General features: G+C 70.9%; 11 protein-coding genes. 7 read left to right on the top strand and 4 right to left on the bottom strand.

Annotation, left to right across the window (positions count from 1 at the left end; all coding sequences use genetic code 11):
- Nucleotide 1 precedes the first annotated feature (1 nt).
- Complete coding sequence (locus ACGF4F_RS12930; protein ID WP_393077210.1) at nt 2–5,275, bottom strand: amino acid adenylation domain-containing protein; 5,274 nt, start codon at nt 5,273–5,275, stop codon at nt 2–4.
- Between the two features lies 1 nt (nt 5,276).
- Entirely contained in the window at nt 5,277–5,492 is a 216-nt protein-coding gene (locus ACGF4F_RS12935; RefSeq protein WP_357446539.1) for an MbtH family protein, read from the bottom strand.
- Between the two features lie 207 nt (nt 5,493–5,699).
- Between ACGF4F_RS12935 and asnB the strand changes: the two genes are divergently transcribed.
- From asnB to ACGF4F_RS12955, 4 genes are read left to right on the top strand one after another with little or no spacing between them, the layout of a single operon-like run.
- Nucleotides 5,700–7,574 carry an asparagine synthase (glutamine-hydrolyzing) gene (asnB, locus tag ACGF4F_RS12940; RefSeq protein WP_357446542.1) on the top strand — a complete coding sequence of 625 codons (1,875 nt, stop codon included), beginning with the start codon at nt 5,700–5,702 and terminating at the stop codon, nt 7,572–7,574.
- 42 nt (nt 7,575–7,616) lie between these two features.
- Entirely contained in the window at nt 7,617–9,461 is a 1,845-nt protein-coding gene (locus tag ACGF4F_RS12945; RefSeq protein WP_393077214.1) for an amino acid adenylation domain-containing protein, read from the top strand.
- On the top strand, nt 9,458–11,716 hold the full coding sequence (locus ACGF4F_RS12950) for a 7-cyano-7-deazaguanine synthase (RefSeq protein ID WP_393077217.1): 2,259 nt from the start codon (nt 9,458–9,460) through the stop codon (nt 11,714–11,716). Before ACGF4F_RS12945 ends, ACGF4F_RS12950 begins: the two co-directional genes overlap by 4 nt.
- The gene (locus ACGF4F_RS12955; RefSeq protein ID WP_357446551.1) at nt 11,713–12,450 is read left to right on the top strand and encodes an amino acid racemase; all 738 of its coding nucleotides are present in this window, start codon (nt 11,713–11,715) and stop codon (nt 12,448–12,450) included. Before ACGF4F_RS12950 ends, ACGF4F_RS12955 begins: the two co-directional genes overlap by 4 nt.
- Here ACGF4F_RS12955 and ACGF4F_RS12960 read toward each other — a convergent pair.
- Together ACGF4F_RS12960 and ACGF4F_RS12965 are read right to left on the bottom strand one after the other, a co-directional pair.
- Nucleotides 12,422–14,149, bottom strand: a complete 1,728-nt coding sequence (locus tag ACGF4F_RS12960) for an acyl-CoA dehydrogenase family protein (RefSeq protein ID WP_357446554.1) — start codon at nt 14,147–14,149, stop codon at nt 12,422–12,424. The two genes, ACGF4F_RS12955 and ACGF4F_RS12960, sit on opposite strands and share 29 nt — an antisense overlap.
- Nucleotides 14,150–14,428 carry an acyl carrier protein gene (locus ACGF4F_RS12965; protein ID WP_357446557.1) on the bottom strand — a complete coding sequence of 93 codons (279 nt, stop codon included), beginning with the start codon at nt 14,426–14,428 and terminating at the stop codon, nt 14,150–14,152.
- 189 nt (nt 14,429–14,617) lie between these two features.
- Between ACGF4F_RS12965 and ACGF4F_RS12970 the strand changes: the two genes are divergently transcribed.
- The 3 genes from ACGF4F_RS12970 to ACGF4F_RS12980 are packed head-to-tail and all read left to right on the top strand — an operon-like array spanning nt 14,618 to nt 21,234.
- Nucleotides 14,618–15,862 carry an LLM class flavin-dependent oxidoreductase gene (locus ACGF4F_RS12970; RefSeq protein WP_357446560.1) on the top strand — a complete coding sequence of 415 codons (1,245 nt, stop codon included), beginning with the start codon at nt 14,618–14,620 and terminating at the stop codon, nt 15,860–15,862.
- A 7-nt stretch (nt 15,863–15,869) separates the two neighbouring features.
- Nucleotides 15,870–20,420: an amino acid adenylation domain-containing protein gene (locus ACGF4F_RS12975; RefSeq protein WP_393077222.1), complete on the top strand. Its 4,551-nt coding sequence runs from the start codon at nt 15,870–15,872 to the stop codon at nt 20,418–20,420.
- A 7-nt stretch (nt 20,421–20,427) separates the two neighbouring features.
- Entirely contained in the window at nt 20,428–21,234 is an 807-nt protein-coding gene (locus ACGF4F_RS12980) for a CPBP family intramembrane glutamic endopeptidase (protein WP_393077225.1), read from the top strand.
- Nucleotides 21,235–21,244 lie beyond the last annotated feature (10 nt).

Consider the following 21,244-nt stretch of genomic DNA (forward strand, 5'->3'; position numbering starts at 1 on the left):
CTCACCGCATGCGCCGCAGCGGGGGCCGGGAGGTCTGCGCCGCGCCGGCCAGGGCTTCCGCCACGCCGGCAACGGTCGGGTCCATCATCACGTCCCGCAGGTTCAGCTCGACGCCCAGCTCGCTGCGGATCCGACTGAGCAAGCGGACGGCCAGCAGGGAGTGCCCGCCGAGGTCGAAGAAGTTGTCGTCATCGGTGACCGACGGCACCTCCAGGACCTCGGCGAAGAGTTTGCGCAGGATCGTCTCCCGCCCGCCGGCCGAGGCCGGCCCCGCCGCGCCCGGCTCTGCCGGGGCGGGCAGCGCGTCCGTGTCCACCGTGCCTGCGGCGGTCAGCGGCAGCGCGTCCAGCAGCACCAGTCGCCGGGGGACGAGGTAGTCGGGCAGCCGTTCGCTCCATGCCCGCCGGATGGCGTGGACTACGGTGCCGGACTGCCGGGGCACCACGTAGGCCAGCAGGCCGTCCTCGTCGGCCACCACGACGGCCTGGGACAGCAGGTCGCCGTCCGCCAGTCGGGCCGCGATCTCCGCCGGGTGCACCGGCACCCCGTCGATCAAAACCTGGTCCTCGACGCGGCCTGCGACGTGCAACTCTCCCTGCCGCGTCCACTTGGCCAGGTTCCCGGTACGCCGCAGACGCGTGCCCGGGGGTCCGAACGGGTTGGCCACCGTGTCCGCCGCCGGCCCTTCCGCGCTGACGTACAGCTCGCCCAGCACGCCGTACGGCACCGGCTGCAGCGCGTCGTCGAGCACGAACGACTGCCTGGCGTTGCCGGCCGCCATCAGATCGTGCCGGTCCTGCTCGCCGAGCACCGGCAGACGGCCGACTGGCAACGACGGGTCCGCGGCAACCGCGGTGAGCAGCCGCTCCCAGGCGGCGACGAAGAATTCGATGGTCGCCCGGTCGAAGAGTTCGTCGGCGTACTGGATGAAGCCCTGCAGCCCCCGCTCGCTGCCGTTGTCGCCGAAGCGCTCGTTCACCTCGATGACCAGGTCGAACCGGGAGATCGGATTGAAGATCTCTTCGTCAGTGATGCCCAGGCCCGCGTAGTCGACCTTCGCGACGTTCTGCAGGACGAGCATGACCTGGAAGAACGGGTGGCGGGCCAGGGAGCGGTTGGGGTTGAGGGCCTCGACCAGGTAGTCGAAGGGCAGGTCCTGGTGGGTGTAGGCGTCGAGGTTGGTGGCGCGGGTCTGCTGCAGCAGCTCGGTGAAGGTGGGGTTGTCTGCCGTGCTGGTGCGCAGCACGAGGGTGTTGACGAAGAAGCCGATCAGCTTGTCCAGAGCGGGATCGGTACGCCCGGCGATGGGTGCGCCGATCGGGATGTCGGTGCCGGCTCCGAGGCGGGTCAGCAGGGCGGCCAGTCCGGCGTGGATGACCATGAACAGTGTGGCGTCGTGCCGCCGGGCCAGGCGGGTGAGGTCCCGATGCAGGGTGGCCGGCATGGTGAAGTGCGTGGTGGCGCCGTGATGGCTGGCGATGGCCGGCCGGGGCCGGTCGGTGGGCAGGACAAGGTGGTCCGGTAGCCCTTCGAGCTTCTGGCGCCAGTAAGCGAGTTGCTCGTCGCGTACGGTGCCGAGCAGCTTCTGCTGCCAGAGCGTGTAGTCGATGTACTGGACCGGCAGGGGCGCCCAGCCGGGGGGCTGTCCCTGCCGGCGAGCCTGATAGGCGGTGGTGAGGTCCTCGGCGAGGGGCGCGAAGGACCAGCCGTCGCCCGCGATGTGGTGCAGGGTCAGCAGCAGCACGTGTTGCCGGTCGTCCAGAGTGAACAGGTCCGCGCGCAGCGGTAGCTCACGGTCCAGGTGGAACGGCCGGCGCGCGGCGGCGGCGAGGTCGTCGGGCAACCGCGGCGCGGTGCTGTCGTGCCGCTGCAGTGGCACGGAGAAGTCTTCGAGGACGTGCTGGGTCGGTTCCCCCTCGACGACTCGGATCAGGGTGCGCAGGCTTTCGTGCCGGCCGATCAGATCACCTAACGCGGCGTGCAGGGCGTCGTGGTCGATCGGGCCGTCGAACCGCAGCGCATTGGGCAGGTTGTAGGTGGCACTCGGACCTTCGAGCTCGGCCAGGAACCACAGGCGGCGCTGCGCGTAGGACAGCGGGGGCCCGGCCGGCCGCGGCCCGGCGGTCAGCGCGGGCCGGCTCCCGCCGGTTGCCTCGGTGAGGCGGGCAGCGAGGGCGGCGATGGTGGGTGCCTCGAAGATGGCCCGGGTGGGCAGCTCGGTGTTCAGGGTGGCCCGGATCCGGCTGACCAGCCGGGTAGCGAGCAGCGAATGCCCGCCGAGCTGGAAGAAGTTGTCGTCGATCGTCACGCCGGCGGTGCCGAGGACGTCGGCGAACAGGTCCGCGAGCGTCGTCTCCGTCGCGGTGCGCGGCGCCCGCCCGCTGCTGCCGGCGGGGCTCTGCGGCACGGGCAGGGCCTTGCGGTCGATCTTCCCGTTCGGGGAGACCGGCAGGCTGTCCAGCACCACGAACACCGCCGGCACCATGTGCGGCGGCAGCAGGGACTCCGCCGTCTTGTGCGCGTCCTGCGGGTCGACCGGCCCGGCCAGGTAGGCCACTAGCCGCTCGTGGCCGGCTGTGTCGGCGCGCAGCATCACCACCGCGTCGCGGGTGCCTGGCGTGGTCCGCAGCGCCGCCTCGATCTCCCCCAGTTCGACCCGCCGCCCGCGGATCTTCACCTGGTGGTCGGTCCGGCCGAGGAACTCGAGCTGTCCGTCGGGAAGTCTGCGTACGAGGTCGCCGGTGCGGTACAGGCGCGCGCCAGCCCGGCCGGAGAACGGATCCGGCACGAACGCCAGCGCCGTGCCGACCGGATTGTCGAGATAGCCGAGTCCCACGCCCTGCCCGCCGACGTACAGCTCGCCGGCCGTGCCCGCCGGGGCCGGCTGGAGCGTCTGGTCCAGCACGTAGAGCTCGGTGTTGCGGACCGCCCGGCCGATCGGCGCGACCACGCCGGCGACGTCCGCCGCGCTTCGGATGAACCCGTGCGTCACGTCATCCGAGCACTCGGTGGGCCCGTACGCGTTAACCATCGGCACGCCGGGGAAATGCCGGAACCAGCGCCGGCACAGGTCGGCGGAGAGGGCCTCGCCGGTGACCAGCAGCCAGCGGAGCGTCTCCAGCCTGGGCAGCGGCGCGCCGTCGTCCCAGGCGTCCAGCGCGGCGCGCAGCAGCGACGGCACCACCTCCAGTACTGTGGCCCGCTCCCAGTCGGTCTGCCGGAACAGCGCCACCGGGTCGAGGGCGGTGTCGTCGTCGACGACCAGGACGCAGCCGCCGACGGTAAGCGCCGCGAGCATCTGCCACACCGAGACGTCGAAGGTCAGCGGGGCGTTTTGCACCACGACGTCGGCGGCGACCAGGTCGAGGTCCTCGTTCTTGGCCGCCAGATGGTTGACCATGCCGAGGTGATGGACGAGGGCGCCCTTGGGCAGTCCGGTACTGCCGGAGGTGTAAAGCAGATACGCCGCCTGATCCGGCTGGACCGGGGGCGGCTCGATGCCGGCCGGCTTGGCAACCTCGCCGAGGACGACGACTCGCACCCCCGCAGCCGTGGAGATCTCCGCGGCGGTCTCGGCGTGCTCGGGGCCGGCGAGCAGGACATCCGCCCCGCTCGACTGCAGCAGCGACGCGTTGCGGGCGGCCGGGGCTCGGGTGTCGAGCGGCAGGAAGGCGTGGCCGGCCCCGTGCGTGCCGAGCACCCCGACGATGACGTTGACGCCGCGCTCGGCGTAGATGGCGCATCTGCCGCCCGGCGGGATGCCGAGGGACAACAGCTGACGGGACAGCGCGCCGGCTCGGCCGACGAGCTCCGCATAGGTGATGCGGACGCCGTCCGCGATCACCGCTGGCGCCTCGCCGTGGGCCGCCGCCAGCTCGTGCACCCGCTCCAGCAGGCTGCTCATGGCGTCGGGCCGGTGCGCCCCGGTCAGCTCGGTGATGAGCCGGGCCCGCTCGTCGGGACCCAGTATCGACAGCCGGCCCAGCGCGCGCTCGGGGTGGCCGGAGATCTGCTCCAGGAGCCGGATGAGCCGGTCGCCGATGGTCTTGGCCTCGGCCGCGGCGAACAGGTCCGGCCGGTAGTCGATTTGCAGCTGCCAGTCGGGGAACGGGATGGCCACGAGCCGGAGCGGGACGTGGGCCGCGTCGTGCACGTCGGCACCGGCCAGCGACAGCCCCGCGCCGAGGTTCTTGAACTTCGCCAGGTCCAGCGGGTAGTTCTCGACAATCACCACCGTGTCGTAGAGCTGGCTCAGGCCGGCCGTCCGCTGGATATCGGTCAGGCCCAGGTGCTGGTGAGGCAGCAACTCGGCCTGCTGCTCCTGCAGCTCGGCGAGCAGCTCGACCACCGGGCGCGACGCCCGCGGGCGAACCCGGACCGGCACGACGTTGATGAAGGAGCCGATCATTTCCTCGGCGCCGGCCACCTCGTCGGACCGGCCGCTGACGGTGGCGCCGAAGCACACGTCGTCCCGGCCGGTGAGGCGCGCCAGCAGGATCGCCCAGGCGCCCTGGATGATCGTGTTCGCGGTGAGGCCGTGCCCCTTCGCCAGCCGGGTCATCGCCGCCGCCAACTCGGCTGGCAGCACGATCGTGTGCTTGTGCGGCATGACCGGCAGCCGGGCCGGGTCGGCCGGGGCGACCAGCGTCGGCTCGGTCAGGCCGGCCAGGGCCGCCCGCCATGCCTCCCGGGCTTTCTCGGCGTCCTGCCGGACCAGCCAGGCGAGGTGGTCGCGGTGCGGCACCGGAGCCGGCAGCGCGCCGGCGTCGCCGCGCCGCTCGTACAGCCGGAAGAGCTCCTGCAGCAGCACCGGCATCGACCAGCCGTCCAGCAGGATGTGGTGGTTCGTGAGCAGCAGGCGCCACTGGTCGTCCGCGCTGCGGATGAGGGTGAAGCGAATCGACGCGGGCTGCGCCAGGTCGAAGCGCCGGTCCAGCTCCGCCGCGGTCAGCCGGGCCACCTCGACGTCCCGGCGCTCGGCGGGCAGTTCCCGGAGGTCCTCGAAGCGCCATGACGCGGCCACGCCCTCGACGATCAGCTGCACCGACTGGCCGTTGTCGCGCTGGCGGAAGGCGGCGCGCAAGGCCGCGTTGCGCCGTACCAGCGCGTCCGCGGCGGCCCGCATCGCGGCCGGGTCCAGGTCTCCAGCCAGGTCGAGGGAGTACTGGACGTGGTACACGTCCGGGCCCTCCCGGTCGTACAGGGCGTGGAACAGCACGCCCTCCTGGAAGGGCGTCAGTGGCAGGATGTCCACCACTCGGACCCGGTCCGCCACGTCACGCCTGCCGTTCCATTGCTTGGACCAGGCTCCTCGGCCGCATGTCGGTCCAGTTCTCGGACACGTAGGTCAGGCAGGCGGCGCGGTCAGCCTCGCCGAACACCACGGTCCAGCCGGCCGGCACGTCTACGAACGTCGGCCACAGGGAATGCTGACCCTCATCGTTCACGAGAACCACAAAGGGCGCACCCTCGTCGTCGAAAGGATTCGTCACAGCGATGCTCCGGTCCGTCTCGAATGGATTCCGGTACTGGCTTCCGGCAGGCTAACAATCGCTCCTAACACTCGACTTAGCTGCGGCTTAAGCGGCTGCATGGTGATCGGCAAAGAATGTCTTCAGGCCGGTTCGGGACCGATGACTGAATACCGCACCGGCCCGCATGATGTATGCGGCCATCAGCCCCGAGGAAAGTGCGGAGCCATGTGCGGAATCGCTGGGTATCTGGACCTCCGCGGGGACCACCCCGTCGACCAGGAGGTTCTGTCGGCGATGACGGCCACGCTGGAGCACCGGGGCCCGGACAGTGCCGGGCGGTTCACCGACCCGGGAATCGGACTGGGCTTCCGGCGGCTGAGCATCATCGACCTCACGACCGGCGCTCAGCCGATCACCAACGAGGACGGCAGCGTGGTCCTCGTCTGCAACGGCGAGATCTTCAACCACCGGGAGCTCCGGGACGGGCTGACCGCCCGCGGGCACACCTTCCGCACCGGAAGCGACGTCGAGGTTCTGGTCCACCTGTACGAGGAGCGCGGGACGGGGCTGCTCGACGTGATTCGCGGGCAGTTCGCCTTCGCGATCTACGACCGGGCGCGGCGCCGGCTCTTCCTGGCCCGGGACCACGTCGGGATCCTGCCGCTGTTCTACGCGCGGACTGCCGGCCATTTCGTCTTCGGCTCGGAGAACAAGACCGTCCTGAGTCACCCGGCCGTCCCGCGCGCGGTCGACCTGGCGGGCCTCGACCAGGTGCTCACGTTTCCCGGGCTGGTCAGCCCGCGCACCATGTTCGCCGGCGTGCACAGCCTGGAGAGCGGCCACTATCTTCTGGTCCAGGACGGGCAGGTGCGGAAGGTCCGCTACTGGGACCTGGACTATCCCGAACTCGGCGAGGGGCCCGCGGAACGGCCCGAGGAGTTCTACGTCGAGCGGCTGCGCGGCCTGCTCGCGACGTCGGTGCAGCGGCGGCTGCTGGCCGACGTGCCGGTGGGGTTCTACCTGAGCGGCGGACTGGACTCGTCGCTCATCGGCGCCCTGGTCGGCGAGGTCTCGCCGCACACCCGGCGCCACTCCTTCTCAATCGCCTTCCGCGACGCCGGCATCGACGAGTCGCCCTTCCAGCGGCTGATGGCGGCCAAGCTCTCCTCGGTCCATCACGAGGAGATCTTCGGCGTCGCGGACGCCGCCGAGAGCTTCCGCCGGATGATCCGGCACGCCGAGTGCCCGGTGAAGGAGACCTATAACACCTGCTCGCTGTCCCTGTCGGCCGCGGTGCGGCGCGCGGGGGTCCGGGTCATCCTCACCGGGGAGGGCGCCGATGAGCTGTTCGGCGGCTATCCCGGCTACCGCTTCGACCAGATCGACCGCACCGGCCTGCCGCACCGTCGCGGCGTCCTCGACCTGCTGGAGGCCGAGGCCCGGCAGCACCTGTGGGGCGACGAGAAGGTCTTTTACGAACGCGACTACCTGGCCTGGAGCGACACCAAGCTGGAGCTGTACTCGGCGGAGGCGGCAGCCGAATTCGACACCTTCGAGTGTCTGGCCCTGCCGCTCGTCGACCACGAGATGCTGCGCAACCGGCATCCGCTGCACCAGCGGTCCTACCTGGACTTCAAGCTACGGCTCTCCGACCACCTGCTGGCCGACCACGGCGACCGGATGGGACTCGCCAACGCCGTCGAGGCGCGCTACCCGTTCCTCGATCTGGACGTCATCGACTTCGCCCGGACCATACCTCCGCGCCTGATGGTGACCCCACAGGGCGGCGAGAAGCACCTACTCCGGCAGGCGGCGCACGGGCTGGTGCCCACCGAGATCATTCAGCGGGAGAAATTCGGCTTCCGGGCGCCCAGCAGCCCCTGGCTGTTGCGCCAGCATCCGGAATGGGCGAACGACCTGCTGTCACACGCCCGCATCAAACGACAGGGCTACTTCAATCCCGACACCGTCGAGCGGCTCAAATCCCAATACCTGAGCGCCGATTTCGACGTGCATCCGCATGTGGGCGACGACCTGCTGCTGGTCGTCCTCAGCTTCGGGGTGCTGCTCGATGAGTTCGACCTGCCCGACCACCATTGATTCCCGGCATTTGGCATGGCCGTAACGGAGGAAGGAAAGAGGATGGCTTTCGAGGCGATCCATTCGCTGGTCCGCACAGCGGCCGAGCGGTCGCCGGGACGCCGTGCGGTGTCGTCCCCCGAACGCACACTGACCTACGCGGCGCTGGAGAACGCGGCGAACCGGCTTGCCGGCCGGCTGAGCGCGGCGGGCGTCGGGCCCGGCTACCTCGTCCCGGTGCTCACCGCGAACCGGGACGAGACGATCATCGCCATCCTGGCCGTCCTGAAGATCGGTGCCGTCTTCGTCCCCGTCGACCTGGCGGCGCCCCAGGCGCGCAACGGCGACATCCTCGCCGGCACCGCCGCCGGGCACGCGATCGTGCAGGGCGCGGCCGCCGAGGAGTTCTGCGGTACGCACCTGCCGGGCGCCCGCCTGCTGTGCGCGGACGTGGGCGACCCGGATCAGGACACGCTCGACGCGGAGGCGGTCCGGCACATCCCGGCGGCCGACGACCCGTGCTATGTCATGCACACCTCAGGCTCCACCGGCCGGCCGAAGGGCATCGTGGGCAGGCTCGGCGCCATCGACCACTACATCCGCTGGGAGACCGAGCTGCTCGGCGCGCAGGACGGCTGGCGGGTCAGCCACCTCACCTCGCCTGCCTTTGACGCCATGCTGCGGGACCTGTTCGTCCCGCTCGCCAACGGCGGGACGGTGGTCATTCCGCCGCCGGACCTGCTCCTCGACCCGCCCGGCCTGCTCCGCTGGATCGATGCGGAGCGCATCCAGCTGGTGCACTGCGTCCCGTCGATCTTTCGCGGCCTTGCCTCGGTGGACGGGCTCGAACTGCAGCACCTGAGCTGCATCGCGATGTCCGGCGAGCGGCTGTCCCCCGCCGACGCGGCCCGGTGGTTCGAGCGGTACGGCGAGCGGATCCGCCTGCTCAACCTGTACGGCCCGTCGGAGACGACGATGACGAAGACCTACCGCTTCGTCACCGCTGAGGACACGCAGGCCGCCTCGATCCCGATCGGCCGGCCCATGCCGGAGACGGAGGTGCTGCTCCTCGACGCGGCCGGGCGGCCCTGCCGGGAGGGGCGGATGGGCGAGATCTACTTGCGGACGCCGCACCGGTCGCTCGGCTACCGCGACCTACCCGAGGAGACGGCCGCCGCGTTCGTCACCAACCCGCTGACCGGGGACCCGGCGGACGTGGTCTACCGCACCGGCGACTTCGGCCGTCTGCTGGCGACCGGCGAGCTGGAGTACATCGGCCGCAAGGACCACCAGGTCAAGGTCGGCGGCGTCCGGGTCGAACTGGGCGAGGTGGAGAGCGTGCTGCGTACCCACCCGGCCGTACGGGACGCGGCGGTGGTGGTGCATGAGCAGCCCGATGGGGCGTCCTCGCTGTGCGCCTTCCTCGAGCTGTCCAGCCCGTCGGACAACGATGAGATCCGCCGGCACGTCGCGCAGCGGCTGCTGCCCAGCGCCGTACCCGCCGTGCTGGTGCCGCTCGACCAGCTCCCGCGGACCATCAGCGGGAAGATCGACCGGCGCGCCCTGCCGGTTCCGGTGGTGCCGGCCGCCCAGGACGACCAAGAGGTCGTGCCGCCGCGCACGCCGACCGAGAAGGCCCTCGCCCGGCTGTGGGAGGAGCTGCTTCCGGTGGCGGAGGTGGGCGTCCGGCAGGACTTCTTCGACATGGGCGGGCACTCGCTGCTGGTCATGACCATGCTCTCCCGGCTGCGCGCGGAGTTCGGCGTGGAGGTGCACCTCCAGGCGTTCCTCACCGCGCGCACCATCGAGGCGCTGGCCGAGCAGCTCGAGGAGGCCCTGGCGAGCGAGCCCGATCAGGCCGAGGACCTGCTCGACGCGCTGACCGACGTTGCGGGGGGTACGCGATGACGCAGGTGGAGCCGGCGACGCTGCAGCAGGGACAGGCGCGCGTTCTCGAGCAGGAGGTCGAGACGGCGATCCTGGCGCACGAGAACGTCGCGGACTGCGCCGTCGTGTACCAGGGCTCCGCGCCGGCCACCGAGGTGGCGCGGGCATGCGCGCGCTGCGGCATGGACGCCGCCTACCCCGGTGCGGACCTGGACGACGGCGGCACCTGTTACTTCTGCCGCCTCTACACCGGCAACGAAGCGGCGATCCACTCGTACTTCGGGGATGTCGACGGCTTCCTGCGGAAAGTGCGGGAGAAGACCGCGGGCGGCGCCCCGGAATACGACGTCCTGCTCCTGTTCAGCGGCGGCAAGGACAGCACGTACGTGCTGCACCGCCTGGTGGACCTGGGCTTGCGGGTGATGACATTCACCTTCGACAACGGATTCATCTCGCAGACCGCGCTACGCAATGTCGAGAACATCACCGCCAAGCTGGGCATCGAGCACGTCACCCTCGGCCGAGCGGACCAGAACCGGGTCTTCGTGGAGAGCCTCCGGCAGCACCAGAGCGTGTGCAACGGATGCTTTCGCTCGCTGCTGGGCCTGAGCACCGAACTGGCCGCGCAACGCAAGATCCCGGTCATCGTCACCGGCCTGTCCCGCGGCCAGATCATCGACGAGCGCCTGAGCTGGTTCTACCGGCGCGGCATCTTCGACCCGCGGGAGATCGAGGAGCAGCTGGCGGTCGGGCGCCGGGTCTACCACCAGATCGGTGAGCGGGTCGACCCGAACGCGGTCGAGGCGTCCGAGGTGGTCGACTTCTTCCGCTACAGCGACGTCAGCAAGGGCGAGATCCTGCGCTACCTGGCTGAGGAGGCGACCGCCTGGACGCAGCCCACCGACACCGGCTTCTGCAGCTCCAACTGCCTGATAAACGACGTCGGCGTGTACGTCCACAGTGCCGAGCGCGGCTACCACAACTACGAGTCGCCCACCCGCTGGGAGGTGCGGCTCGGCCACCTGGAGCGGGCAGCCGCGGACGAGGAGCTCCGCACGCCCGTGGACATCCCGCGGGTCCGGCGCATGCTCGCCAAGATCGGCTATACCGATCCGGCCGGCCGGCAGCGCCTCGGCCGCCGTCTGGTGGCCTACTACGTGGCGAGCGGGCCGGTCACCGCGGGTACGCTGCGCAGCTTTTCCGCGCGGACCCTGCCGGACTTCCTCGTTCCCGAGCAGTGGGTGGCGGTCGACCGCATCCCTCGCGACGGCGGCGTGCTGCAGCGGCAGGAACTGCCCTCCCCGGCCCCGGCCACCGTCGAGCCGAAACCCCCTCAAGCATCCGCCGAGTCGTTCCCGCTAACCCCCGCGCAGCAGCAGATCCTGGCGGAGAGCGGCACGCCCGGACGGGTCGCCCTGGTCGGGCTGCCGGACGACGCAGACCTCGCCAAGGTCCGCCGCGCGGTGCTGCGGCTCATGCTGCGCCACGACGCGCTCCGGCTGCGCTTCGTGCCGCCCGGCCCGGACGGCGGGTGGACGCAGGTCGACGGCGGCATCGGGCGCATCGCCGTGCCGCGGGTCGACCTCAGCGGGCGCCCCGAGCCGCGCATCGACCTGCTGCCGACCGTGGCGGACCGGCTGCTCGCACAGCTGGACCCGGTGGCCGGCCCGGTGGTGCGCTGCGCGGTCGTCGACACCGACGACGCACGCCTGCTTCTGTTCGCCGCGCACGCCCTGGTCCTCGACGTCCGCTCGTTCCGGCTGCTGCTGACCGATCTAGCCGACGTGTGGGACTGGCTCGACGACGCGGCTCCCGAGCCGCCGCCGGCCGGATCGTTCCTCGCCCAGCTCGACCGGACATCACCGCCCACCGCCCAGCCCGCGGAGATCACCGCCGTGCTGGCCGTGATCGGCGCGCCCCCGCTCACCGTGGACGTCGTCGACCACACGGCGGGGTCCACGACCACGCTCGGCCCGTTTCTCGCCGTCGGGCCCGTCGCCGGGCCGGACATCGCGCCCATCCGGCTGCATTACTTCGGGCCGTTCGGGGCGGAGGCCAGCCAGGCCGAGCCATTCCAGCCCTCAGCCCTGCCGGGCCACGGCCTGGCCGCGCTGCCGGCCGTGTATCCGCTGGAGCTCGGCGTGAGCCTGATCGACGGACGACTCCGTCTGCACTGGACCGGCGGGCCGGCTGCCGGTGTCGATCCCGCCCGGATCGCAGCCCGGCTGGAGCGGCCGGCCGGCAACCTCTCGGCCGGCGATTCCCCGGCCGCATGACGATCCGGCGAAACCTCGGCGTCCTCGGCGGGATGGGTCCGGCCGCGACGGCCGAGTTCCTCCGCCTGCTGGCCGCCGAATCGCCGGCTACCAGCGATCAGGAGCACCCGCGCGTACTCCTGATCTCCGAGCCGGCCATCCCGGACCGCAGCGCCGCAGTACTTGCCGGCCGGTTGGACCCGCTGGCCCCGATCCGGGCGGGCCTGCTGGATCTCGTGCGCTGGGGGGCAGACCTGCTGGCCGTCCCCTGCAACACGGCGCACGTCTTCATCGACCGGATCGGCGACGAGCTGCCGCTGCCCCTGGTGCACATCGTCGACGCGACGCTGCGGGAGGCCGTCCGGCGGGCGCCCGGCGGCGGCTGGCTCGCGGCCACCACCGGCACCGTGGCAAGCGGTCTCTACCAGCACCGGGCCCGCCGGCTGGGTTACCCGCTGCACGTGCCCGGCGCCGCGGCTCAGGCTGCCATTCAGCAGACAAGCGTCCTGGTCAAGGCCGGACGGACGGCCGAAGCCGGGCAGGTGTTCGCGGCGGCGACCCGCGGGCTGTGGCGCCAGCACCGGGTTCCGGTGCTGGCCGCCTGCACCGAACTGCCCATCGCGTACGAAGCCGCCGGCCTGCCCGCCGACGCCATGGTGTCCAGCCTCCAGGCTCTCGCGCTGGCGTGTCTCGACCGGCTGCGCGGCGAGTCGGGCACGCCGACGCTCATCCGGCCGGGAGTGATGCCAGGGTGAACCAGTCCTTCTTCTCGGCGCCGCGCTCCAACTGCTGCGCCAGCTCCGCCTCGTGGCGCTCGTCGACCGCGACGGTCACGCCGAGGCGCTGCAGCAACCGCTGAAGCGACAGCACCAGCCACCCGCCGTCGGCGAAGGCACCGCCGAGGCGATCCCGATTGTCGAGCCAGATCAGCAGGCATGACACGGCGGCGTGGTGGGCACAGTGCTCCCGCGCGGCCGTGATGGCGGCGACCGAGCTTGACTGCCAGGACTCGGTGGCCGTGATGCGGTGGTGCAGGGCGGCGCGCAGCTCGCTCAGCCTGGCGCACAGGTCCAGAATCTCGGCGCTGGCCGCGGGCGGGCGCGGCCCCCGCAGCAGCGCCTCGGCGCGGCGGACGGCGAGTGGCCAGGCCCCGGTGATCTCGTCCAAGCCGCCGTTGGCCAGGCGCAGCCGTCGCCCGTCGGGGTGCCACGCCGCGGTGTTGTCGCCCAGGTCGAACAGCTGCCGCAGCAGGTCCTGCGCCGCGTCGTCCGGCTCGCCGGCGCCGGCCACCACGGCGGGCAACTGCTCGGCGATCCAGTGCAGGTTCACGTGGGTGGTGCCCTCGAACACGCTCGCGATCGCATGGTCGCGCTGCAGCTTCTGGAAGGCGCCGGAGGCGACGCCCTCGCGCAGGTAGCTGCGGGCGCCCATCACCACGCCGACGTTGTGCACCGTCTCTTCGGCCATGACCGGAACCAGGTACTTCGCGATCGCGGACCAGAGGCTCAGCCGCTCCGGCGCGAGCACCAGCGCCCGGGAGATCGGCAGCGTCGTGCACTCACCGATGAAGAGGTTGACGTGCTCCTGTACGAGCTGATGCCGGATGATCGGAATGGCGAAGATCCGATCGCCGTACAGGCGTCGGTCCATCGCGTAGCCGAGCCCCATGCGCAGCACCGCGTCCATCACGCCCAGCGACATCGCCGCGATGGCCGTCCGGGTGATCTGCAGGGTCTTGAGCACCTGGGTCACCCCGATGCCGGGCGGCCCGACCAACGCGTCACCCGGCAGCACGGCATCGTGGAACTCGACTCCGCTCAGGTCGTGCCCCTTGAGGCCGAGGGTGCGCACGAACGGCAGGTTGCGCACCGCGCCGTCGGACAGCTGCTGCTTGTCCACCAGAGCCAGCGAGAGGTCATGCTCGCCGGTGCGGGCCAGCACGGTGACGAACCGGGCCCGGGTGGCGTTGCCCACCGGCCACTTCGCCGCGTTCAGGCGGAAGCCGCCGTTCTCGCGGACCAGGGTCCCCTCGGTGGACAGCAGGTCGCTGCCGTGATCGGCCTCGGACACCCCGAAGCAGGCCAGCCCACCGGACAGCAGCTCGCCCGCGAGCTCCCGCTTCTGCCGCGCGCTGCCCCACAGCCACACCGGGTTCGCCGCCAGCAGGGTGGAGCCGTACATCACGGCGATCGTCGGGTTGCGCCGGGACAGAACCCGGCAGACGTGCAGCAGCTCGTCCAGGGTGCGCAGCCGGCCACCCTGCTCCACCGGCACGAGGAGTTCGTGGAACCCCCACTTCTCGATCGTCGAGCGGGCGTTCGGCGGCAGTTCCGAGGCCTCGTCACCGGCGACGATCTCGTCGTAGGAGAACGGCGTCCCGCCCGCGTAGGGGTCGCCCAGGTAATCGTCGAAGGCACCCGCCAGCACCTGGGCGGGGGACAACAATCCAGTCACCTATTCACCCTCGCGATTCGCTGGCAGGGCCTCGAGGTATTCGACGAGCTTGTTGACCGTGGGATAGCCCCACGTCGCCTGCATGTAATCGATTTCTACGCCGAGTTTGGTCTCCAGGTCGGCCAGCAGACTGACGGCGTAGACGGAGTTCATGCCATAGTGTGCCAGCTCGGTGTCCGGATCGATGGTGTCCGCCGGCTGGTCCAGATAGAACGCGATCCGCTCCCGCAACCAGGACTGAAGCTCACTCGTGCTCCCGATATCAAGGCTCTTTGTCATCGCTATTTTCCTCCGGACGCGGCACTGGGTATCGCGGGCGAGACTGTCAGGACAGTAACAGCGGGCCATAAAAGGCACCTTAATCGGCGCTTAAGAGCGACCGGGACCGGCGGCAAATCCAGGTCCGGCAGGCCGCGAATTCCTCTTATCGTATTCTCCGGCGGCAGCATTCCTCGCGAAGGGACGATCATGCGGTTCGGTCTGTTCTACGAGCTTCAGCTCCCTCGGCCGTGGCGGCCTGACTCAGAGCTGCGCATCGTGCACGACACGCTGAAGCAGATCGAGCTGGCCGACCGGCTCGGTTTCGACTACGCGTGGGCCGTGGAGCATCACTTCCTCGAGGAGTACAGCCACTGCTCGGCGCCCGAGGTGCTGCTCGGCGCCGCGAGCCAGCGCACCGAGCGGATACGGCTCGGCCACGGCATCATGGTGCTTCCGCCGGGGATCAACGCACCGGCCCGGGTGGCGGAGCGGATCGGCATGCTCGACCTGCTGTGCAACGGCCGGGCCGAGTTCGGCACCGGCGAGTCCAGCACCGAGGTCGAGCTGGGCGCGTTCGGCATCGAGATGTCGGCCAAGCGAGCGCAATGGCGGGAGTCGATCGACGCGGTCACCCGCATGTTCGTCGAGGAGCCGTTTGCCGGGTACGACGGCACGTACGTGCAGATGCCGCCGCGTAACATCGTGCCGAAGCCGCTGCAGAAGCCGCACCCTCCGATGTGGACCGCGTGCAGCAAGCGGGAGAGCCTCACGCACGCCGCCCGGCACGGCCTCGGCGCCCTCACCTTCTCCTTCGTCGCACCGGACGAGGCCGAGAAGTGGATCGGCGACTACTACGCGACCATCGAGTCGGAGGACTGCGTGCCGGCCGGCTACTCGGTCAATCCCCAGGTCGCCATGACGCTCTACCTGATGTGCCACGAGGACGAGGCCACCGCGCGCGAGCGCGGGCTGGCCGACCACCGGTTCTTCGCCCGGTCGCTCGCCTACTACTGGGGTCTGGGCTCGCACGTGCCCGGGAAGGGCGACCTCGCTCGCGACCTCGGGCTCGACACGCCGCGAGACCAGGTCGACAAGGAGTTTCCCGCGGTGCTCGAGGGCGCGTACAGCGGCATCGGCACCCCGGAGCAGATCCGCAGGACGCTCCGCGAGTACGAGGCGGCCGGCGTGGACCAGATCCTGCTGATCGCCCAGTCCGGCCGGATCAAACACGAGCACATCTGCTCCTCGATGGAGCTGTTCGCCCGCGAGGTGATGCCGGAGTTCGCCGAGCGGCACGAGAGCGCGGAGCTGGCCAAGGCCAAGCGGCTGGCCCCGGCGATCGAGGCCGCGCTGGCCCGCCGCACCGCGGCCCGCGAGGTGGACCCGGAATACCGGGTGCCCCGTACCGCCATGCCGACCGCGTTGCCGCGTTCTGCGGTGCAGAAGGGCTGAGATACGCATGCAGTCACGGCTCCCGCTCTCGGCCGCGCAGTCCGGCGTGTGGACGGCGCAGTACCTGAACCCGGACGACCGCTCCTACACCGCCGGCCAGTACGTGGAGATCACCGGCCCGCTCGATCGGTCCGCCATGCACCGGGCGGTGCGCCGGGTGATGGAGGAGTCCGAGGCGATCCGGCTGCAGGTGTCCTTCGATGATGACGGTTTCCATCAGGTTGTCGCGCCGGCCCAGGACATGGACTTCCCGCACGTCGACCTGACCGGTACGGCTGAGCCCCGGCAGGCCGCGGTGGATTGGATGGCCGCCGACATCGACCGCCCGGCCGATCTCACCGGGCGGAACCTGTTCGCAACCGCCCTGCTCGCCCTCGGCGACGAGCACTGGATCTGGTACATGCGCGGGCACCACGTCGTCATCGACGGGTACGGCGCTGGCCTGCTCGCCCGCCGGGTCGCCGAGCTCTACACCGCCGACGTGACCGGGGCCCGCTGCCCCGAGGCATCCTGGGCGACGGTCGAGGAACTCCTGGAGGAGGAGGCCGGCTACCGCGGCTCGGCGGACTACGAGCGTGACCGGACCTTCTGGAACGACCACCTCGCCGACCGGCCCGAGGTCGCCGGTTTCGCGGACACCGTGTCGCTGCCCGGCAACGGCCAACTGCGCCTGACCCGTACGATCCCGCCGTCGGCCCTGGACTCGCTGACCGCCGCCGCGGGCCTGTCCAGCCAGGGCTGGCCGGGTGCGTTCTTCGCCGGGGTCGCCGCCTACCTGCATCGCACCACAGGCGCGCGCGACATCGTCCTGGGAATGACGGTGACCGCGCGGCGCACGCCCGCCGCCCTCCGGACGCCGTGCATGATGTCGAACGTCCTGCCGCTGCGGCTCACCGTCGAACCGGGCGCGACCGTCGTGGACCTGATCCGGGCCGTCGGCCTGCAGACTCAGCGGCTGGTCCGGCATCAGCGGTACAACCAGGAGTTCCTCCGGCGCGACCTGGGTTATCTCGACTCCGGGCGCCGCCTGTACGGACCTGAGGTCAACGTCCTGCCGATCGACCAGCGGTTCGACTTCGCCGGGACACCGGCAACGCTGCGCTACGTGTCGTACGGCCCGGTCGAGGACATCGCCTTCACCGCGCACCCGGGAGCCGGCCCGGACCTGGTGCTCGACCTCGCGGCCACGGCGCGCAGCTACACCGCGGACGACCTCGACCTGCACGCCGACCGCGTGCTGGCTTTCCTGGACCGGCTGGCCGCCGACCCGCACCGCCCGATCGCCGACACCGAGGTCCTGCTGCCCGCAGAGAGCAAGCGGGTGCTGGTCGACTGGAACGCCACCGACGAGGGCGAGTCCTTCGAGAACGTCGTCCAGCGCATCCGGAAGGTCGCCGCGGAGTCACCCCGGGCCGTCGCGGCGGTGGATGACCGGACCATCCTGGATTACGCCGCGCTGGTCGGCTGGGGCAGCGCGATCTCCGGCAAGCTGCGGCAGGCGGGCGCCGGCCCGGAGGTGCTCGTCGGCGTGCTGACCGGCCGGGGTGTGCAGGTCGTCGCGTCCATGCTGGGCATCTGGGGCGCGGGCGCGGCGTACGTCCCGCTGGATGTGGATGCCGCACCGACCCGGAACGCCTCGCTCGTCCACGACAACGGCATTGCTCTTCTGCTCGTGGAGCCTGAGCACGCCGGGCTGGCGGAGGCGATCGCCGCCGCTGCGGACCGGCCGATCGAGATCGTGGTCCTCGACGAGGACCGCGACGCCCCGAACAACCTCGGTCCGCTGGCCGGGGACGACGACTATCTCGCCTACGTCTACTTCACCTCCGGCTCCACCGGCCGACCGAAGGGCGCGATGGTCTCCCAGCACGGGATGATCAATCACCTTGTGGCGAAGGTCCGCGACCTCGGCATGACCGCCGCCGATTCGGTGGCGCACAACGCGCCGCTCACCTTCGACGTCTCGGTGTGGCAGATGGTCGCGCCGCTGCTGGTCGGCGGCCACACCCGGATCGTCGGCAACGAGATGGCCGCCGACCCGCTCGCACTGTTCCAGCTGATCGCCGCCGAGAAGGTCACCATCCTCGAGGTGGTGCCGTCCTTCATGCGCGCGACGCTCGCCGCATGGAGCGGCGGCGGGCCGGCCACCGCCGCGCCAGACCTGCCGGCCTTCCGCTGGTACATCGTGAACGGCGAAGTCCTGCCGCCGGAGATGTGCGTGCGCTGGTTCGCCCTCCACCCGAATGCCAACATCATCAACGCGTACGGCGCCACCGAGTGCTCCGACGACGTCTCGCACGCCGTGCTCACCAAGAATTCCCCGTACGACGTGGCCCGGGTGCCGGTCGGCCGCCCGCTACGCAACACCCGCCTATACGTGCTGGACGACAACTTGCGGCCGGTGCCGCTCGGCATGCCGGGCGAGCTCTACATCGGCGGCATCGGCGTGGGCCGCGGCTACCTGGCCGATCCGATGCGGACCTGCACGAAGTTCCTCCCCGACCCGTTCGCCGGCGACACCGGCGCCCGGATGTACCGGACCGGCGACCGGGTGCGCTACTTCCCCGACGGGCAGCTCGACTTCCTCGGCCGCCGCGACTTCCAGCTGAAGATCCGCGGACAACGGATCGAGCCTGGCGAGGTGGACGCGGTCCTGCGCGGCGCGCCGGGCGTGACCGACGCCGTGGTCGTCGCGGTGGACGGCCCGGCCGGGCAGAAGGTCCTGATCGGCTACGTCGTCGGCGGCTCCGATCTGCAGGCCCTGCGCGCATACGCCGCCGACCAGCTGCCCGACTACGCCGTACCGACCGTGCTCGTCCCGCTGGACGCCCTGCCGCTGAACCAGAACGGCAAGGTGGACCGCAAGGCGCTGCCGCCGGTGGACCTGGCGTCCGGGTCCGGTGGCCGCGCGCCGGCCACGCCCCAGGAGAACGACCTGTGCCGGATCTTCGGCGACGTCCTGGGCATCGCCCGGATCGGCGCCGACGACGACTTCTTCGTGCTCGGCGGCGACAGCATCCTGGCCATCCAGGTGGCCGCGCGGGCCCGCAACTCGGGCATGCTGCTGACCCCCAGGGACGTGTTCCGGCATCGGACGCCCGCCCTGCTGGCCGGCGCGGCGTCGACCGCGACGCCTGAGGACGCGGGCGCAGCGGCGCCGGACGACGGCACCGGCCGGGTCCCGGCAACGCCGGTCATGCACTGGCTGCGCGAGATCGGCGGCGACGTCCAGGGCTTCCACCAGAGCTTGGTGGTGAAGGTACCGCCGCTCGGCGAGGAGCAGCTGATCGCCGCGGTCCAGGCGGTGCTCGACGGGCACGACGCGCTGCGGGCGCGCCTGATCAGCAGCGGCGACGGCACGGTGTGGGGCCTGTCCGTCCCACCGGTCGGAGCGGTTGACGCCCGCAACTGCGTACGGCGGGTGACCGGTGGAGATCTGAGCAGCGAGTTCGTTCAAGCCCGCGATCGGCTGGATCCCGCGGCGGGGCGGATGCTGGAAGTGGTCTGGTTCGCCGACGCGGGCCAGTTGCTGCTAGTCGCCCACCACCTGGCGGTGGACGCCGTGTCATGGCACATTCTGCTAGCCGACCTGGCCGCCGCCGGGCAGGCCACCGTGGACCGGCCCGTGACGTCCGTCAAGCGCTGGGCCGAGCAGCTGGTGCTGGCGGCCCAGGACCCCGCGCTGGCGGACACCCTGGCGGTCTGGACCGGCATGCTGGTGCCGGACGCGCCCACGCTGGCCAGCCGCCCCCTCGATGCGGAACGGGACCGGGCCGGCAAGGTGGAGTCGCTGGTGCGCACCCTTGGCGCCGATGAGACCGAGGCGCTCCTCGACCGGGCCGCCCAGGCGTTCGGCGCTGACGCGCAGGATGTGCTCGTCACCGGCCTGGCGATGGCGCTCACCGAGGTCACCGGCAGCCGCACGGGCGTACCGATCGACCTCGAGGGCCACGGCCGCGAGGACGTCGTGCCCGGCCTGGACCTGATCCGCACCGTCGGGTGGTTCACCAGCATCTATCCGGTGCGCTTCGACCTCGCCGGCGACCTCCCTCCTGGCGTCCGCGCGGTCGAGTCAGTCAAGCGGGTGAAGGAGCAACTGCGCGCACTGCCCCTCCGGGGCGTCGGGTACGGGCTGCTGCGCTACCTCAACCCGGTGACCCGCCCGGTGCTGGCCGCGCTGCCGGCCCCCGAGGTCCGGTTCAACTACCTCGGCCGGTTCCGGATGGCCAGGGGCGGCGACGATTACTGGCTGACCGACGAGAACTCCTTCGCGCTGACCCATCAGCCGCCGCAGATGCCGCTGACCCACGCCCTGGACGTCGTGGCGATCGTCCAGATGGAACCGGGCGGTCCCCGCCTGTCCCTGCGGATGACCTGGCCGGAAGAGGTCCTCGACGAGGGAAAGGCCGGCGAGATCGCAGACCGCTGGCTCGCCATCCTTCACGAACTGGGTGACTATGTCACCCGGACCGGGGCCAACGGACTCACCCCTTCGGACGTGGCGCTGGTCGAACTGGAACAATGGGAGATTGAGGAGTTCGAGGCGCAATTCGGATAGGAGAACGATGCACGATTTGATGACCGTGCCGGTGGTGGCGTCCTCCTCCCGCACCGAGCGAGCGCTGACCCTGGGCACCGCCCTCGCCATCGCCGTGGTCCTCGTGCCGGAGAGCCCCGCCCTCACTCTGGCTGGCGGCATCGCCCTGCTGCTCATCACGCTGGTCGCGGCCCTGCGGCCGTCGCCCGCCGTGCTCCGCCTGGTGATCTGCTGCGACCTGGTCGCATTCCTGTTCTCCCTGTACGTGTTCGCAGGCTTCCCGCCGGCGCTGGTCACGGCGCTGTTCGTGGTCGCGCCGGCGGTGGCGGGCTGGGTGCTGCACCGGCGCGGACTGCTGCGTCCGATTGCGCCGTGGCTGAGGTGGGGTCCGCTGACGCCCGGCGGGATCGCGCTCTTCATCGCTGTCGTCGTCACCAGCGTCCTCGGGCTGTTCCTCTGGACCCTCATCGACGATCCCAAGCTCTCGGAGTTCCTGGGCCAGTTGCAGCACGCCTCCCCGTGGCAGGCGTTCGCCGTGATCCTGGGATTCGCCCTCGTCAATTCGGCCTGGGAGGAGCTGCTGTTCCGTGGCGTTCTGCAGACCGAACTCATCAACACCTGGGGAATCCACCTGGCACTGGTGATCGAGTCGGTGGCGTTCGGCATCTCGCACGCCAACGGCATCCCTTCCGGGCCGCTCGGCATCGTGATGGCCGGGGTGTGGGGCTACCTGCTCAGCGTGATCCGGCTGCGGACCGGCGGCATCGGCTATCCGTTCGCCGCCCACGTGGTCGCCAACACCACGATCGGCCTCCTGATCTATCTACAGGTCTGATGCAGCCGCT

Source organism: Micromonospora sp. NPDC047740 (assembly GCF_043204735.1).
In the GTDB taxonomy this organism is placed as follows: domain Bacteria; phylum Actinomycetota; class Actinomycetes; order Mycobacteriales; family Micromonosporaceae; genus Micromonospora.